Source organism: Pseudomonas sp. SLFW, assembly GCF_009905615.1.
Taxonomy (GTDB): domain Bacteria; phylum Pseudomonadota; class Gammaproteobacteria; order Pseudomonadales; family Pseudomonadaceae; genus Aquipseudomonas; species Aquipseudomonas bambusae.
Genome location: NZ_JAAAKW010000006.1, coordinates 394,565 through 411,468 on the forward strand (window position 1 = coordinate 394,565; position 16,904 = coordinate 411,468).

At 58.9% G+C, this 16,904-nt stretch carries 13 protein-coding genes and 1 rRNA gene; 11 read left to right on the top strand and 3 right to left on the bottom strand.

From position 1 onward, the window contains the following. Nucleotides 1–111: 111 nt before the first annotated feature. The 5 genes from GVN17_RS14115 (at nucleotide 112) to GVN17_RS14135 (ending at nucleotide 5,262) form a co-directional block, all read left to right on the top strand. Entirely contained in the window at nucleotides 112–990 is an 879-nt protein-coding gene (locus GVN17_RS14115) for an amino acid ABC transporter permease (RefSeq protein ID WP_166595872.1), read from the top strand. Nucleotides 991–1,011: 21 nt separating this feature from the next. Further along, complete coding sequence (locus tag GVN17_RS14120; RefSeq protein ID WP_110946697.1) at nucleotides 1,012–1,776, top strand: amino acid ABC transporter ATP-binding protein; 765 nt, start codon at nucleotides 1,012–1,014, stop codon at nucleotides 1,774–1,776. Between the two features lie 22 nt (nucleotides 1,777–1,798). Beyond that, nucleotides 1,799–2,620, top strand: a complete 822-nt coding sequence (locus GVN17_RS14125; RefSeq protein WP_166595873.1) for an ABC transporter substrate-binding protein — start codon at nucleotides 1,799–1,801, stop codon at nucleotides 2,618–2,620. Nucleotides 2,621–2,779: 159 nt separating this feature from the next. After that, nucleotides 2,780–3,964 carry an MFS transporter gene (locus GVN17_RS14130; RefSeq protein WP_166595874.1) on the top strand — a complete coding sequence of 395 codons (1,185 nt, stop codon included), beginning with the start codon at nucleotides 2,780–2,782 and terminating at the stop codon, nucleotides 3,962–3,964. 293 nt (nucleotides 3,965–4,257) lie between these two features. Beyond that, nucleotides 4,258–5,262, top strand: a complete 1,005-nt coding sequence (locus GVN17_RS14135) for an aldo/keto reductase (RefSeq protein ID WP_166595875.1) — start codon at nucleotides 4,258–4,260, stop codon at nucleotides 5,260–5,262. Between the two features lie 154 nt (nucleotides 5,263–5,416). On the opposite strand, the gene lapD is transcribed toward GVN17_RS14135, so the two are convergent. Then, complete coding sequence (lapD, locus tag GVN17_RS14140; protein WP_166595876.1) at nucleotides 5,417–7,360, bottom strand: cyclic di-GMP receptor LapD; 1,944 nt, start codon at nucleotides 7,358–7,360, stop codon at nucleotides 5,417–5,419. A 27-nt stretch (nucleotides 7,361–7,387) separates the two neighbouring features. Then, a complete protein-coding gene (locus GVN17_RS14145; protein WP_256665226.1) occupies nucleotides 7,388–8,098 on the bottom strand; it encodes a transglutaminase-like cysteine peptidase in 711 nt (236 codons plus the stop codon). 327 nt (nucleotides 8,099–8,425) lie between these two features. Here GVN17_RS14145 and GVN17_RS14150 point away from each other — a divergent pair, with 327 nt between their 5' ends. From GVN17_RS14150 to GVN17_RS14175, 6 genes are all read left to right on the top strand, one after another. After that, entirely contained in the window at nucleotides 8,426–9,169 is a 744-nt protein-coding gene (locus GVN17_RS14150) for a GntR family transcriptional regulator (RefSeq protein ID WP_166595878.1), read from the top strand. Nucleotides 9,170–9,351: 182 nt separating this feature from the next. Next, on the top strand, nucleotides 9,352–10,107 hold the full coding sequence (locus GVN17_RS14155; RefSeq protein ID WP_166595879.1) for an alpha/beta fold hydrolase: 756 nt from the start codon (nucleotides 9,352–9,354) through the stop codon (nucleotides 10,105–10,107). Nucleotides 10,108–10,770: 663 nt separating this feature from the next. After that, nucleotides 10,771–11,547 (top strand): DUF3050 domain-containing protein, encoded by a 777-nt coding sequence (locus GVN17_RS14160; protein ID WP_166595880.1) that lies wholly within the window; start codon nucleotides 10,771–10,773, stop codon nucleotides 11,545–11,547. 49 nt (nucleotides 11,548–11,596) lie between these two features. After that, on the top strand, nucleotides 11,597–12,541 hold the full coding sequence (locus GVN17_RS14165) for a diiron oxygenase (RefSeq protein WP_166595881.1): 945 nt from the start codon (nucleotides 11,597–11,599) through the stop codon (nucleotides 12,539–12,541). Further along, complete coding sequence (locus GVN17_RS14170; protein WP_166595882.1) at nucleotides 12,538–15,993, top strand: non-ribosomal peptide synthetase; 3,456 nt, start codon at nucleotides 12,538–12,540, stop codon at nucleotides 15,991–15,993. Before GVN17_RS14165 ends, GVN17_RS14170 begins: the two co-directional genes overlap by 4 nt. A gap of 32 nt (nucleotides 15,994–16,025) precedes the next feature. Then, complete coding sequence (locus GVN17_RS14175) at nucleotides 16,026–16,514, top strand: SRPBCC family protein (RefSeq protein ID WP_218576203.1); 489 nt, start codon at nucleotides 16,026–16,028, stop codon at nucleotides 16,512–16,514. 131 nt (nucleotides 16,515–16,645) lie between these two features. Here GVN17_RS14175 and rrf read toward each other — a convergent pair. Then, nucleotides 16,646–16,761: ribosomal RNA gene (rrf, locus tag GVN17_RS14180) — 5S ribosomal RNA — on the bottom strand. Between the last annotated feature and the right edge of the window lie 143 nt (nucleotides 16,762–16,904).

The window sequence follows — 16,904 nt, forward strand, 5'->3', positions numbered from 1 at the left end:
ACTCTCAGCGAATACCCAGCCTCGGATGCGTGCCCGAACACTCGCCAATCCGCCTGAAGTGCACTCGCTGAAATCGAACATGCGCGGCCTGAACAGCTTCGGAGAGACACCATGAACCAGAATCCGGCAGAGCGTCTGCAAGCCGAGCGCAAAAAGGCCGAAAACGAGTTCGACATCACTCAGTACGAACACGTCCCGCGTCGCTACTACGGGCGCATTTTCTTCGCCACGCTGATCGTCATTGCCTTGGCGGGTCTTGCCCGGGCGTTCGCCAACGGTCAGATCGAGTGGAGCTACATCGGCCAGTTTCTGACCTCCGAAGCGATTCTTTGGGGGCTGCTCAACACCATCATCATGTCAGTGTTGGCGATGGCGCTCGGTGTGGTGATCGGCGTGATCACCGCGATCATGCGCATGTCCGCCAACCCGATTCTGCGTTACGTCGCGATCACCTACACCTGGCTGTTTCGCGGCACGCCGCTGATTCTGCAATTGCTGCTGTGGTTCAACCTGGCGCTGATCTTCCCGGTCATCGGCATTCCCGGCCTGTTTCAGCTCGATACCGTGAGCCTGATGACGCCTTTCGTGGCCGCGCTGCTGGGCCTGAGCATCAATCAGGGCGCGTACACCGCCGAGGTCGTGCGCGCGGGTCTGCTGTCGGTGGACACCGGCCAGTACGAGGCCGCGAAATCCATAGGCATGCCGCGTTTGCAGGCGCTGCGTCGGGTGATTCTGCCCCAGGCGATGCGCGTGATCATTCCGCCGGTGGGCAACGAATTCATCGGCATGGTGAAGATGACCAGCCTGGCCAGCGTGATTCAATACTCCGAGCTGCTGCATAACGCTCAGAACATTTACTACGCCAACGCCCGCGTCATGGAGCTGCTGATCGTCGCCGGTATCTGGTACCTCGCCGTGGTCACTGTTTTGTCGTTCGGTCAAAGCCGTCTGGAGCTGCGCTTTGCTCGCGGCGCCGGCAAGCGTTCGTAAGCAAGGCCAGGGAGATCAAGCATGAGAAGCATCGTCAAAGCCGTTGGCCTGAACAAATACTACGACCAGTTTCACGCCCTCAAGGACGTCAGCATCGAGGTCGAGCAGGGCGAGGTGCTGTGCATCATCGGGCCCTCGGGCTCGGGCAAGAGCACGCTGCTGCGTTGCGTCAATCAGCTGGAAAAGATCGACAAGGGCGGCCTGTGGGTCGATGGCGAGCTGGTGGGTTATCGTATCGTCGGCAACAAACTGCATGAGCTGAACGACGCGCAGATCGCCCGTCAGCGCCTGAGCACCGGCATGGTGTTCCAGCGCTTCAACCTGTTCCCGCACATGACCGCGTTGCAGAACGTGATCGAGGGCCCGATCCAGGTGCTCAAGCGTTCGCCCAAGGAGGCCAACGAAGAGGCCGTCGAACTGCTGGCCCGCGTCGGCCTTGCGGACAAGCGCCATTCCTATCCCGTCGAACTGTCCGGCGGCCAACAACAGCGCGTGGCAATCGCTCGCGCGCTGGCGATGCGGCCCAAGCTGATGCTGTTCGACGAGCCCACTTCCGCCCTCGACCCGGAGCTGGTGGGCGAAGTGTTGTCGGTGATGCGCGACCTGGCGCACAGCGGCATGACCATGATCGTCGTGACCCATGAGCTGGGCTTCGCTCGCGAAGTCTCCAACCGCATGGTGTTCATGGACGGGGGCCAGATTGTGGAGGCCGGCAGCCCGGAAGACATTCTAATAAGCCCACAAAACCCAAGAACCCAAAGCTTCATTTCTGCCGTTCGCACCTAAACCAGAACAAACGAGAACGACCATGAAAAAAATGATCCTCCCGACGTTACTCGCAGGCCTGATGGCCTCCTCCGCGGTCTTCGCTGACGTGCCCGCCAGCCTCAAGGAAAAAGGCGAAATCACCGCCGCCATCGTGCCGAACTACCCGCCGATGGACTTCAAAGACACCAGCACCAACACGCTGACCGGTCTTGACGTGGACCTCGGCAACGCGCTGGCCGAGCGTCTTGGCGTGAAAATCAAATGGCAGGAAACGGCTTTCGAGCAGATGGTCAGCGGCTTGGTCACCAAGCGCTTCGACATCATTCTGTCGGGCATGACCGATACCGCCGAACGCCAGAAATCGGTGACGTTCATCGACTACTTCACCAGCGGCCCACAGCTGTACACACTCACCAAAAACACCGAGCTGAATCAGCCTGAAGACCTGTGCGGCAAGAAAGTCGGCACCAGCCGCCGCACCACCTGGCCTGCGGAAATCGCGGCGTGGAGCAAGGAAAACTGCGAGGCCAAAGGCAAACCCGCCATCGTCGTCAGCGGGTCCGAAGGCTCGGCCGATGCCCGTGCGCAACTGCGCCAAGGTCGTCTGGATGCCGCCATGCAAGGCAGCGAAACCATTCCTTACCTGATGTCGCAGGAGAAGGACACCTACAAGCCCATCGGCCTGGCGATCTCCAAGCAGTTCACCGGCCTGGGCGTGAACAAGTCCAATCCTGAGCTGGCGAAGGCGATTGCCGAAGCGATGCAAGCGATGGTCGATGACGGTACATACGGCAAGATCCTGAAGAAGTGGGAGCTGGAACAGGGTGCAGTGGCCAAGGTCGGGATGGATCAGGGCAAATGATTCGCCGCTTTGTATAGGTACGCCGACAAACTGTAGGAGTGAGCTTGCTCGCGATTGCGATCTGTCATTCAGCATCCCTATGGCTGTTCGACCGACATCGCGAGCAAGCTCACTCCTACAGGCTCCGGGTCACGATCAAACAAGGACATAAAAACAACAGTGGCCACCTATTCCCTCGTCATCCGCCGCCTGATGGTCTGTTCGCTGACCATCGTCATGAGTCGCGCGATGACCAGCCCGTTACTCACGCTGTTTCTGAGTACCAAGCTGGGGTTGAATCAGCAGGACGTCGGGCTGTTGATGGGCATCGCGGTGTTCCTCGCGACGCTGCTGGGGCTGTACGGCGGGTACATCATCGATCGGCTGGAAAAGCGCAAGCTGCTCATTCTGGCGATGCTCTCCAGTGCCATCGGCTTCACGCTGCTGACCTTCGCCCAGAACGTTTACCTGACCACCCTGACCCTGGTGATCACCGAAACCGCCTCGGCGCTGTTCCTCATCGGCTCCAAAGCGATCATCAGCGAAAACCTCCCCATCGGTCAGCGCGCCAAGGTGTTTTCGTTGCGCTACACCTTGACCAACATCGGCTACGCCACCGGCCCCATGCTTGGCGTGCTGATTGCCGGGCAACTGCCTTTGGCGCCGTTTCTGATTGCCAGCGCCATCGCGTTCGGCAGCATGTTTCTGATGATCGGCATCCCGCCGACCGTGGCGGACAATCAAAACCAGCCGCGCAGTTTTCTCGACACCCTCGCCACGCTGAAGAGCGACCGTACGCTGATCCTGTTCACCGGCGGCAGCCTGCTCAGCACCATCGTTCACGGCCGCTACACGCTGTACCTCTCGCAGTTTCTGCTGGTCACCCACACCCCGGCGCAAGCCCTGAAAATCCTCTCTGCGGTGCTGGCCTGCAACGCGATCACGGTGATCCTGATGCAGTACCAGATCGGCCGTTTTCTCAAGCGCGAACAGCTGCCGTACTGGATTTGCCTCGGCACGGCGCTGTTCGCCGTCGGCCTGTTCGGCTTCAGCTTCGCCCAGACGACGGTGGCGTGGTGTGCGGCAATGTTCGTGTTCACGCTGGGCGAGATGATCATCTACCCCGCCGAGTACCTGTTCGTCGACACCATCGCCCCGGAACACCTGCGGGGCAGCTACCTGGGCGCACAAAACCTCGCGGCCTTCGGTGGCGCGATGAGCCCGGTGATCTGTGGTTATTTATTGATCAACTCGCCTGCGCCAACGATGTTTTACATGCTGGCGGGGCTGACGGCGGTGGGTGGAACGCTGTGCTTTTTGGCGGGGCGCAATGCGAGGCTCACAACCGCTGACATCGCTCCCTGAACCAGCGGCTCGTTGCCCCTCGCCCTCATGCGAATGAATACCTGTAGGAGTGAGCTTGCTCGCGATTGCGGAGTGTCAGAAACGAATACATCAACTGGTAAATCGCGATCGCGAGCAAGCTCACTCCTACAGTGGATGGCGTACATCAGGCATTCCTGTGAAACCCGTGCGGCAATAAGCGTCTACCTCGCCGTGCCGAAATTGTCACTTTTCAAATCCGTCATAAACAGGCGAGTATGTCCGGCCTAGAGCTGTCCTTATTTCTATCTCCCTGACGAAAAGGATATCGAGCAATGAACCACCGCATTCTTGGCCAATCCGGCCTCAAGGTTTCGACACTGACGCTGGGCTCCATGATGTTCGGCGTGCAGACCAGCACCGAAGAGTCGCTGCGCATCATCGACAAAGCCTGGGATGAAGGCGTGAATTTCATCGACACCGCCAACGTCTACAACGCCGGTCGCTCCGAAGAAATCGTCGGTGAAGCCATTGCGTCCCGTCGCAGCGAATGGGTCTTGGCCACCAAGGTCGGCAGCAGTTCAGGCAACACTGCGCCGAACACCAGCGGCCTGAACCGCAAGCACATTTTCAATGAAATCGAATCCAGCCTGCGCCGCCTCGACACCGATTACATCGACATTCATTACCTGCACAAAGAAGACCACAGCACCCCGCTGGAAGTGACGGTTTCCGCCATTGGCGACCTGATTCGCGAGGGCAAGATCCGTTACTGGGGCGTGTCCAACTTCCGGGGTTGGCGCATCGCTGAAGTGGTCAATGTCGCCGAGCGTCTGGGCGTCGACAGACCCGTGATCAGCCAGCCGCTGTACAACATCGTCAACCGTCAGGCAGAGCTTGAGCAGATCACCGCCGCCAAGTTCTACGATCTGGGCGTGGTCCCTTACAGCCCCTTGGCGCGCGGCGTGCTCAGCGGCAAATACGCGCCAGACGTTACGCCCGACAGCAGTACCCGTGCAGGGCGTCAGGACAAGCGCATTCTGGAAACGGAGTGGCGCACCGAGTCGCTGCACATCGCGCAGAAATTGCAGCAGTACACCAAGGATAAGGGCGTCGGCCTGGTGGAGTTCGCCATTGCCTGGGTGCTGAACAACCAGGCAGTGACCTCGGCCATCGTCGGCCCGCGCACCGAAGAACAGTGGGACAGCTACACCAAAGCGCTGAGCGTGAAGATCACGGCGGAAGATGAGGCGTTCATCGATTCGCTGGTCACGCCGGGTCATGCTTCGACGCCGGGGTTCAATGATGTGCAGCACTTCGTGACGGGTCGGTATCTGTAACTCCTCCGGCTTTCTGAATCCCTGTGGGAGCACATTCATTCTGGGCGGCATCCCGACGAAAATGTGTACAGGCGACGCATTCATGTCGACTGAGCACGCCTCTCGCGAATGAATTCGCTCCTACAGTTTGTTAGGCGAGCTCTGGTCGAGCGCCTCATTCCCAAGGCGCAGGATCACCAAACAACTGCCCCTGCACCCCCTGAATTCCCATCTCCCGCAGCACGACAAACTCCCCTTCCGTCTCCACCCGCTCGGCAATCAGCGGCAGATCGATGCTGTGCGCCGCCCGTTGAATCGCCTCGATGAACAACCGTTTGTGCCGCTCTTGATCAATGGCCCGAATGTAGCTGCCATCGATTTTCAGGTAGGCCAATCCCAGGCTCGACAGGTTGCCAATCATGCTGAACCGCCCACCAAAGTGCTGCAGCGCCAACGAATAGCCCAAATCCTTGAGACGGCGAGTAAGTGCTTCAAGGGCCTGCTGATCAGGCACCTGCTCCTCACCGATTTCCAGAATCAATCGAGGGGCCAGATGCGCGTGGCGCTTGAGCAGGTCCATGACCTCGTTCAACGCGCCCGCGTCGGAAAGCGTCGCAGCGGACAGGTTCAGCGCCAGCTTCTGGTCATGTCGAGGGAGCTGGTCGAAGACCGTTTCGAGCATCACCCGGTCGTGCCGCGCCGACCAGCCGAAGCGCTCGATCCACGGCAGGAATCGCCCCGCGGGCAGGGTCTGCGATTCGTCGTCGATCACCCGCGACAACACCTTGAAATGCAGCACGCGGCTCACGTCGCGGGCGTCCATCACCGGCTGGAAAAACAGCTGAAAACGACGCTCGGTCAGGGCTTGATCCAGCAACTCATACCAGGCGTGGTGATCGTCCTCCAGACTCTCGACCGCGCTGTGCTCGATGCAGTACCAGATGCAATCAGTCTGGGTTTCGGCTTGGGAAAGCGCCTGATCACCAAGGCCCAGCAAGGTCTGCGCTGAATCGCCAGGGCTGTACGGCGCCAGGCCGATATACGCAGCGGGGCTAACGTCCGACGCGCCGGTGCCAGCCAGGCTGCACAACGCCGTTTCCAGTTCATAGGCCAATTGCAGCGCTTCTTCCTTCACCAGCCCCGGCGCCAGCACGGCAAACTCGCCCCCGCGAATCCGGCTGATCAGCTGCCGCGCTTCGGCATGATTGAAACACTGGCGCACCAGCACATCGCTGACGGCCACCAGCAGCGCATCGGCTTTCTGGCTGCCCAAGCGCTCGTTGAGCCCTGTCAGGTCGTTGACCCGCATCAGCAGCAGATAGCCCGAGCGGGCGTCCTCGACCTGACTGACGTGCGCGTGCAAACGCATGTCGAAATAGCGGCGGTTGGCGAGCCCCGTCAGGCTGTCTTCGTAGGATTCCATGCGCAGTTTTTCGGTGCGCTCGGCCTGTTCGAGAAACAGCGCTTTGAGCTTGTCGACCATCTGGTTCATGGCCTGCACCACCCTGCGCAGCTCAGGGGTCATTGGCAGTTGCGGCACGCTGAGAAATTCGCGGCGGCCAATCGCCTGAGACTGCTCGACCAGATAATCCAGCGGCCTGAGCTGACGCCGCAGCAGCCACGCCCCCAACAGAAAACTCACCACCCCACACAGCAACAACCAGCCTAGATTGCCCAGCGCGGACTGCCATAGCTTGCCGATGGCGAACATGGGATGGCTGACCACTTCAACCCGGGCCGCAGGCCGCCAGCCACGGCTGACAATTGCGCTGGCTCCTGCGGGCTGCAAGGCGATCAGTTCGATGAACCAGTCCGGCGCGGTCGCTGCAGGCACGGCGCTGCGCTCGACGAGGATTTTGCCCGTTGCAGGGTTTACCACGCGAATTCGCGCGTAATAGCCGCTATCGAAGATTGAGCTGACCATCAGGTCCATCATCGTCGGGTCATCCACCGACGGTGTCAGGGACAGCGCCAGCGCCGTGGCTGCGTCTTGTGCGTGGGAGCGCAGTTGGTTCACGTATTGGTCGCGGGAGCTTTCCAGGCTGACCATGAAGCCGCCACTGAACGCGACAAGCATGAACACGCAGATGGCAAGCAACAGCTGTTTGAACAGGGTCATGGGCGATTCCTTGTTCTGTCGAATGGATCAGGGCGTGTTGCCCTCGACCGGAAAACCTTCGGCTTTCATCTTGTTCAACACGTCCTGCCAGCGGGACAGCTGTTTGATATCCCCCGCGATACTGTTGCTCCCTATGGTGGCGTCCGTGGCATCCGGCAACCAAACGCCCTCACCGTTGAAGGCATACACCGGCAGCAGGTCCTTGCGTGCGTCGGCCGGTTCGAGGCTGTCGGTCAGGCTGTCGAGCACGATCGGCTCGCCATCCCCGTCCGGGTAATACGTGAGCACCATATGCGGGCGCTCGGGGTTGAGGACCTTGACGTACGTGATCAGCAGCTTGTCGGCGGGCATACCCCATTGCCGCAGGCTGAAATACTTGGCAATGGCGAAATCCTCACAGTCGCCAGCGCCCTTCCACAGCGCCTCGACAGGCGTGGCCCAATAATCGTCGACGCCCCATAAATCGATGTCTTCGACGTAATGCAGCTCCCTATTGAAGAAGAGGTTGACCCGCTGCAGCAGCTCCAGGTCGGTGGCAGGCCTGCGCCCATCGAGCATCGCCCGCCATTCATCGACCCGGTGGCGCCCCTCTATCGAAGCGCCATACAGCGCAGTCGCCCGGCGGGTGATCAGCGAGAAATCCCAGTCGGTACTCGCCAGACTCGCCAACACGACACCCGTCAGCAGAATCTGACAAAGCGTGCGTAGAGGGCGGTCGAGGACGAATCGGATCGCCAAGGCAGTCAGTCCATGGGATCGACCGGAGGTACTCGCTGTCGAGCCTCCAACCGAGGAAAATAATGGCATCTGGCGATCATTGCCTTGCGATTCAACGACTTCGATCGACTGCTGGCATGCGCGTGGAAATGCCTTGTCCAGGCGACCGTTTTCCGACGCCCCGTGTCGATGTCAGGATAGATCACCGTACGCACATGAATGTCAGAAAGCCTTGTAGAATGCGGGCCGCCTCGGCCGAGTCAAAGACTTTGCAAAGTTTGACAACGCCAGACACGGCCTCTAGTGTTCCATTGGATCCAATGCCCGATCAGTGAAGAAGAAATAACGATGCGCAGGACAGAGAAAGAGCAGTTTCTCCGAGAAATTCTAGGGAATGAACAACCGCCCGCGCACATGGCGCGCGCCGTTATTGAAGCGAAACTGCGTAGCGCGATTCTCGATGGCCGCTTGCCAGCCGGGATTGCCTTGCGCCAGCAGGAGCTGGCCACACTGTTCGGTGTCAGCCGTATGCCGGTACGTGAAGCGTTGCGCCAGCTTGAGGCTCAATCGCTACTGCGCGTCGAAACCCATAAAGGCGCCGTCGTTGCACCACTGATCAATGAGGACGCGACCGACGCCTACGCGCTGCGCATTTTGTTGGAGTCTGAAGCCCTGCGGCAGTCGATCCCGCTCCTCACCGCCCAGGACATTGCAACTGCCCGGGATTTCATCGAACAGCTTGAAGTTGAAACCGACTACACGCGGATCGGCACGCTCAACCGAATGTTCCACATGACGCTCTATTCCCGTGCGTCCAACAAACGCCTGCTCAAGCTGGTCGAGGACGGGCTGAACGAGGAAGAACGTTTTCTGCGTTTCAACCTCAAGTACATGGGGCTGGGCAAGCTTTCCCAGCACGATCACCTGGAACTGTTGCAGATGGCTGAGGCTGGCGCCATCGAGTCGACCGTCAGCGCCCTCGCACACCACTTGAACCGTGGCGTCGAAGCCATCAACGGATATCTGAAAAGCCGTCCAGCGGAAGTCGCCAACTCCGCCCCGGCGTCAAGGAAGCGCGCCCTCGTTGAGTGAGGTTTCAAAGACCGTGGATAGCGACTGTGCACGGTCCAGCATTCGCACCCCTGCCTGTGTTCGCCGCAAGCGAGCAGACGAGGCATGGGGCTGATCGAGCATCGTAATGTGCGATGCCAGCGCCGAAGGACCCGGCCCCACGGTTATCAGTAGCCCGCGCTTGCAGGCTTGGGAAAACCTGAGTGTACGCCGAGAAAAACAAATGGCTGATGGTTGTCAATTCCGGGCAACCCATCAAAACACGCCTGATCTGCTTTCCCCATGCGGGCGGCGATCCAGAGCAATTTCGTGACTGGTCGGAGGGCCTGGCGGATCACATCGAACTGGTCACCCTCCGTCTGCCGGGGCACGGCAGCCGCCTCAAGGAAACGCCGTACGATCAATGGGCGCCCTTGCTTGAAGACGCCTTTCTTGCGTTAGAACCTTACCTGACCGAGCCCCATGCTTTTTATGGCCACAGCTTCGGTGGCCGTGTCGCGTACGAGATGGCCCGATTAACCCAGGCACATTACCCGGACCTGACACGCCACCTGTTCATTTCCGGCTGCCGCAGTCCTGACAGCCAGCAGCCAGAGCCCTATCTGCACACGCTCCCCAAAAACGACTTCATCGACGCGTTGATCAAGCTCGGCGTAGCGCCAGACTCGATCCTGCACGACAAAAAACTCATGCGCCTCTTTGAACCGGTGATGCGCAGCGACCTTAAGCTCTCGGAATTGTGGTCGCATTGTCCCGACGGCGGGCTGAACATCCCGTTGACCGCCCTCTACGGCAGCGATGATCCGGTCGATACCGCCGTCAGCATGATGAACTGGCGCGCCTTCACCCGCCGCGAATTCGAGCTCATCGAAGTCTGTGGCCGTCATGACTTTCTCAAATCGCAGCGCCACCGCCTGCTGCACATCATCAATACACATTTGGGATTGCTGGGGGCGTGATCGTATTCACGCCCTTCCTGCCTGCATAAACCCCCTCTCCTCACGCTCGTAATTCTCACTGCGTTAACGCAGCACTTTGCTGTGTTTCAGGCAAACTCGGCTCAAGAACACGCCTACAGTCGGTTTCGTAAACGCGATTCTCATGGAGCAACGAAAGGAGTTGTGCACAGGGCGGAGACGTAATGACGGACTTCTATCAACGTCGCCCACAAAATTCTTCCTAACCGATTATTCAGTGTAAGAGCAACGCTGAACGAGGCATTCGTTCATTATTATCGATTCTGACTCTATTGAGCTGGAAGGGTTGCTTGCATCCAAATAAAACATTGAGCGCGTGTTTTATCAGGCCACGTCACGTTCCGTTTTTAGTGCAAGTAAATATTCTTAAAAAGTAATTGCGCCCCAATTAAAAAGTGCTTTAACGTTTTCTCGTTGCCGCTTGAACGACGCCAAAGGCATCGATTTTCAAGGGCAACAAAGCGAACAGCCCCCGCAGCCTGGGCGGCTGCCCCCAACACGCTTCACTCTTGGACGACGTTTTGTTCACGGCCCGTGCTTGCCTGTTTTTCAACTAGGCGTGAAACAAACACCGGTCACACCGGTGCAGTTTCGCACCACGCCTAGAACACAGCGTTCGAACTCACACATTTCAAGGACGTCATCATGAACATTCAAAAACAACTATTGAACCGCAAGAAATCAGAACTAAGCGCTCACCCGATATTTTCTGAAATTGATTCTCTGGATGTATTGCGACGTTTCATGGAGGCTCATGTTTTCGCGGTCTGGGACTTCATGTCACTCACCAAGCGACTGCAACAGGAGCTGACCTGTACCCGGCTTCCGTGGCTGCCGCCCAAAGACCCGAAGGCCGCTCGCCTGATCAACGAGATCGTGCTGGGCGAGGAATCAGACGATCGACTCGATCATGGCCACTACAGCCATTTCGAGCTGTATCTGGATGCCATGCGCGAAGTCGGCGCCAGCACGACGCGCATTGAACGCTTCGTCGAGCTGCAAAAAGATGGCGTTCCGTACGAAGCAGCGCTGAACCGCGTTAACGCAGGTAGCGCCGAAGCAGGTTTCGTGCGGGACACCCTCGACATCGCCCTGAATGCACCCGCTCACAGCGTCGCCGCTGCCTTCCTGCATGGCCGTGAAAGCGTCATCCCGCAGATGTTCCAACGCATCCTCGACGACTGGGGCATCACGGCCAACCAGGCGCCGACCTTCCGCTACTACCTGGAGCGCCACATCGAAGTCGATTCGGAAGACCACGGTCCGGCTGCGGAATCACTGCTGGCCCGCCTGGTCGATGGCGACGAGCAACGCGAGCAGCAAGTCTACGAAGCCGCCATCGCGGCCGTGGAAAGCCGCATTGCGCTGTGGGATGCCCTGCGCGTGAGCATGCGCGAACCGGCGTTGGAGGTCAGTGCATGAGCCTGTCGCAGCACCTCGAATCCCCTTCAGCCCACACAAGGACGACATCATGAAAGCCGAAGACTATTTATCCTTTGCCGATGCCTGGGAAGGCCGTGCGACGATCCGCACCCGCCCGCGCCGCATCGTCGAAAACGACGAAAAACTCATCTATCCCCTGAGCCGCCAGCCGTTGGTGCTCAGCGACACCTTCACCCGCGAATGCTCGCACCTCCGAGATTTTGCGCTCATCCAGAGCCTGTACAAGTTCATCAACGACGTGGTGATCTTCGAGACGGAAATCGTCGACAAGACCGCTCGCAGCATCGCCAAGGACAACTTCGCGATCCGCTTCCCGTTCGCCTGCCGCTACGACGCCATGACCGTGGTGGTCGATGAGGACTACCACGCGCTGGTCGCCATGGACTTCATGCAGCAGACCATCGCCCTGACCGGTATTCAGCCGATCCATCTGCCGCTGGAAATCGAATTGAGCCGAGCGATTCCCGCTGCACTGGCCCTCGCGCCTGACCCTCTGCGCAGCGCCGTAGAACTGATCTGCGTGGCCATCGCCGAGAACACCGTGACCAATGATGTCGCGGCGTTCGCCAAGGACGACACGGTCAAGCAATCGATCAAGGGGCTGATGGCCGATCACTTGCTCGACGAAGGCCGGCATTCCGGGTTCTGGGCGCGCCTGGTGCGCATCTATTGGAATGCCGCGCCCGAAGAAGACCGCCAGACCATCGCACAGATCATGCCGGTGTTCATTGCTCAATATTTGACCAACGACATTCAGAAATCCTTTGATTTCGTGTTGATCGAGCATCTGCCGGTGTCCGAGCCGGTCAAGCAAGCCCTTCGGGACGAAACCCAAGCGATGAGCTTCCCGATCAATCGCCACCACCCGCTGGTGGGCAACATCGTGCGTTTCTTCAAGACAAGCTCAATGCTTGATTCACCCTGCGTGCAACACGCTCTGGCCGACTACTTGCCAGTGGGGGGAGTGCAATGAAACGTCTGGACATTGTGCTCATCGGCCACAGTCAGGCCCTCAACGAGCTAGGCGGGGAACTCGACAGCCATGGCCATCTGCTTCATCGAATCATTGATGCTCAGGCTCTGGAAGACAGTGAGCCGACGGGCTCATCGATGCTCATTGAGGATGGCACGCTGGATCTGGCGAGCGCGCGCCTACAAGCGTTCCAGACAAGCGTGCATCTGGGGCTTCGCGCGGGGCTGACTCCCGATGTGCAATCCGGATTGTCGCAGGTCGAATTGCTCTGCTGGTACGGGTCGGCCGTTGCGCAGCGCCTGATCGTGCGCGATACCGTGCCCACCGAGCCCTCTGGTAATGGACGCATGCTACGCGACCGTGCAGTGGCGACGTTGATCGATCATGTGGCGCTATTGGTCAGTCGTTTCTCCCGTGATCCCGAACATTTCGAGCGAGGTGTACGGATCGAACCGCCCCAAAGCGAATGGCAGGAGGGCCTGCACGCGCTGGATCGGCTGGCCTTCGAGCATCGCTTCAATCGCACGGCACAGCCGCACCTGCTCGGGGTTGCGCAACAGCCTTTGGTAGCGCGGTTGGACCGCGCTTTCGCTACGTTCGCTGACCGTCGAGCGTTGAGCATCGACGGCGAACACATCAGCTACGACACCCTGCGCGCTCACAGCGTGGCCATCCAGGCACTGATGCAACGGCTTTTGCCGGGTGTGTCAGGCAACGAGCCGCCGGTCATTGGCATCTGCCTGCCGAAATCAGCAGCGTTGTTTGCCGGGATTCTGGCGATTCTGGGATATGGGGCGGTCTATCTGCCGCTTGACCCCAGCCAGCCTACTCCGCGTCAGCAGTACATCCTGGAGAACGCCAAAGCGGTGCTGTTGCTGCATGACGGCCAGCACCCGCTTGCCGGACCGTGTGTGCCGGGGCTGGATATCAGCCAGATAGACGTTGCTGAATCGCCTCAATCACTGATGCGCCAGACGGTCGGCCCTGATGCGCCCTGCATGGCGCTGTACACCTCGGGCACTACCGGGCATCCGAAGGGCGTGATGCTCAGTCAGCGCAACCTGAGCCACTTCACGGCTTGGTACGCCGAATATGTCAGCCTGTCCGAGCGCAGTCGGGTGTTGCAGTTCTCGACCTTAAGCTTCGACTCCTCGGTGATCGACATCTTCCCGACGCTGCTCAGCGGCGCTGAACTGGTGGTTGCCAGTGAGGATCAGCGACGTGATCCACTGCAGTTGGTGGAGCTACTGGATCAAAACCTCAGCCACGCCTTTCTGCCGCCCGCACTGCTGAGCATTCTCCCTCTTGAAAAACCGCTAAAACTTGAACACTTGTGCACCGGGGGTGATGTCTGCGAACCCTATGTCATCGAGCGTCTAGCTGCGCAGTGTCAGTTCCACAACCTATACGGCCCCACCGAGGCCACAGTGCTGATCACTGCCGGGCAATTTCAGCCAGGGAGCAGCAATCGCAACCTCGGACGCCCGATCGCCAACAGCCAGTTGCTGATTCTCGACGAGCAGATGCAGCCTGTAGCCGAGCAGACGGCGGGAGAGCTTTACATTGTCGGGCCTGGCGTGGCGTTGGGTTATATCCACAACCCGACTCTGACGGCCGAGCGTTACGTGCAGATTCCACTGGGTGACGGAAAAACCCTGCGCGCCTATCGCACCGGCGACATGGGTAAATGGACCGAGGCGGGTATCGAGCTGGCGGGGCGCCGTGACAATCAGGTGAAGATTCGGGGTTTCCGCGTCGAGCCTGAAGAGATCGAGCATTGTTTGCGCGACAGCCAGCTGTATCGCCAAGTCGCGGTGGTCGTCGATGAGCAACGTCGAATCCTGGCGTTTCTGGCCCAGCCTCATGGCACCGAACCCGGTGCTGCACGCGCCCTGTTGAAAACCCATGTAGAACGTTTGCTGCCCGATTACATGCGACCTGCGGCGTACACCGAACTGGCGATCATGCCTTTCGCCAACAACGGCAAGGTTGATCGCAAAGCGTTGCTGCAATTGCCGGTGAACATGATCGAGCAGGTGCCACGTCGCCAACCGGACACCGAGAACGAACGCCTCTTGCTGACATTGTGGGCTGATCTGCTGGAGCTGCCGCCGGGGGATATTTCTACCGAAGAGAGCTTCTTCAATCTCGGAGGACACTCGATTTTGCTGTCGCAGATGTTGTTGGGCATCCGCGAGCAGTTTGGGCGGAGTATTCCAATCAACCGCTTCATCGAAGCCCCGACCCTGATCACTCTGGCCTCGTTGATCGACAACGACGGTACGTCCTCCTGGACCGTCAGCCCGCAGGCGATCAAGGATGCAATGAGGCCACTGGATCTGCCGGTGTTACCCGTGGGCAAGCTCGGAGACGTGCACAAGGTCATTGTCACCGGTGCCAACGGCTTTCTCGGCGTGCACATCGTCGAGGCGCTGCTGGCGTGGGGCGCGACGGAGGTGGCGTGTCTGGTGCGCGAGGGCAATGGGTCGACGGCCCAGGATCGATTCGTCGAATCCTTGCGTGAAAATCGACTGGAGCATCTGGACCTGAGCCGGGTCCGTGTCTATGCCGCCGACATTACCCAACCGCAGTTGGGATTGAGCGATGAGGTGTACGAACGGCTCGACCGCGACTTTGGCGCGCTGGTGCACAACGCGGCCAACGTCAACCACGTGCAGGATTACGAAACGCTGGCCAAGGACAACGTCGCGCCAATATTTGAATGCCTGCGGTTGTGCGAAGGACGCAGCAAGAAGGTGTTCAACTTCGTCTCAACGCTGTCAGCGTCGAGCGCCGTTGACGCCGATGGCAGCGTGCTAGAGGCGCCTGCTGCTGACACACCGCCGATCTACATCAAGAACGGCTACAACCTCTCCAAATGGGTCGCGGAACGCGTCCTGCAAAAGGCTCGCGAGCAGGGGGTTTGGGTCAACATCTACCGGCCCGGCAACATCGCGTTCAACAGCCTGACCGGCGTCTGCCAGCCTCACAAGAACCGCTTGATGCTCATGCTCAAGGGCTCGATGCAATTGGGACAAGTACCTGATTTCTCGATGACCTTCGACCTGATGCCCGTCGACTTCCTCGCCCGCTTCATCAGCTTCCATAGCAGCCGTTATCAGCCTGCACGCGCCGTATTCAATCTCCACAACCCTGAACCTCTGAGTTGGAGCGGCTACGTCGATGCGTTTCGGGAAGCGGGTCGCGAATTCGAGATGGTCAGCGTGGCGCACTGGCAGACCCAGCTCAATCGGGTCGACAGCCAGAACGCGCTGTTCGGCGTGTTCGGCTTCTATCTAGACGGCTTCGAAGAGGACATCGGCGACATCTCAATGATCGCCTATCAAAACGCTCTCGCCGGCGTGCAGCGAATGGGCGAACGCTATCCGCAAAAAACCCCGGCGCTGCTGCGTAAAGGCTGCGACTACCTGAAAGAAATTGACTTCATCTGACCGCAACACCCACGTACGTAATGGAGATCGACATGAACGCAATCAACAAAATCGACGCACTGAAACCCGACACGCTGATCGCCAATCCGACTGGCACGCCTGTGGTGTCGTCAGTCCAGGTCGCAGCGCGAGCGGACGAGGTATGGCAAGTCGTTGGCGACTTCGGAGGATTCACGAAATTCATTCCGGCCCTGGACAGCATTAAAGTGATTGGTAGCGGTGTTGGTTCGATCCGGCACAAGCGCTTCAAAGAGGGAGGGCTGGAAGTGGTCGAGCAGCTCAACTCGCGTAATGAAAAGGCGTATTCGATGACGTGGACCACGATCTATAACAATCTGGGCGTTGGAAATCTGTGGGCCTCAATGACCGTGCTGCCCGCTGGCGAAAGTAGCTGTGTTGCGACCTGGACCATCATTGCCGAGCCGGGTGAGGGGAATACAGCCAGCGCCATGGAGTTTCAGACATTCCTGCAAGGCTTCGCAGATGACGCGATGAGCAATGTGCAGAAGCTGTTTGGCTGATCTGCTCTGAATACACGGCCAGCTTCGGTTTCGCCTGAGCGTGCTTTTCGTTTGATGGCTGGGGTTCTGTTATTTGCACCCTGAAACGACAAAACCCCATCTGCGCGAGCAGATGGGGTTTTGGAAATTAATCTTGACGATGACCTACTCTCACATGGGGAAACCCCACACTACCATCGGCGATACATCGTTTCACTTCTGAGTTCGGGATGGGATCAGGTGGTTCCAATGTTCTATGGTCGTCAAGAAATTCTGTAGCCGATCCGTTACCAGGTAACGTGTCAGCGAAAATGAGTGACCTTCACTTATAAAGACAAAACCCCATCTGCTTTCGCAAATGGGGTTCTGGAATTTAATCTTGACGATGACCTACTCTCACATGGGGAAACC

Bases quoted from the DNA above. Each gene is read 5' to 3' on its own strand.
- GVN17_RS14135 (WP_166595875.1), top strand. From the start codon at position 4,258: ATGAACCACCGCATTCTTGGCCAATCCGGCCTCAAGGTTTCGACACTG.
- lapD (WP_166595876.1), bottom strand. From the start codon at position 7,360: ATGACCCTGTTCAAACAGCTGTTGCTTGCCATCTGCGTGTTCATGCTT.
- GVN17_RS14170 (WP_166595882.1), top strand. From the start codon at position 12,538: ATGAAACGTCTGGACATTGTGCTCATCGGCCACAGTCAGGCCCTCAAC.
- GVN17_RS14160 (WP_166595880.1), top strand. From the start codon at position 10,771: ATGAACATTCAAAAACAACTATTGAACCGCAAGAAATCAGAACTAAGC.
- GVN17_RS14150 (WP_166595878.1), top strand. From the start codon at position 8,426: ATGCGCAGGACAGAGAAAGAGCAGTTTCTCCGAGAAATTCTAGGGAAT.
- GVN17_RS14165 (WP_166595881.1), top strand. From the start codon at position 11,597: ATGAAAGCCGAAGACTATTTATCCTTTGCCGATGCCTGGGAAGGCCGT.
- GVN17_RS14125 (WP_166595873.1), top strand. From the start codon at position 1,799: ATGAAAAAAATGATCCTCCCGACGTTACTCGCAGGCCTGATGGCCTCC.
- GVN17_RS14115 (WP_166595872.1), top strand. From the start codon at position 112: ATGAACCAGAATCCGGCAGAGCGTCTGCAAGCCGAGCGCAAAAAGGCC.
- GVN17_RS14120 (WP_110946697.1), top strand. From the start codon at position 1,012: ATGAGAAGCATCGTCAAAGCCGTTGGCCTGAACAAATACTACGACCAG.
- GVN17_RS14175 (WP_218576203.1), top strand. From the start codon at position 16,026: ATGAACGCAATCAACAAAATCGACGCACTGAAACCCGACACGCTGATC.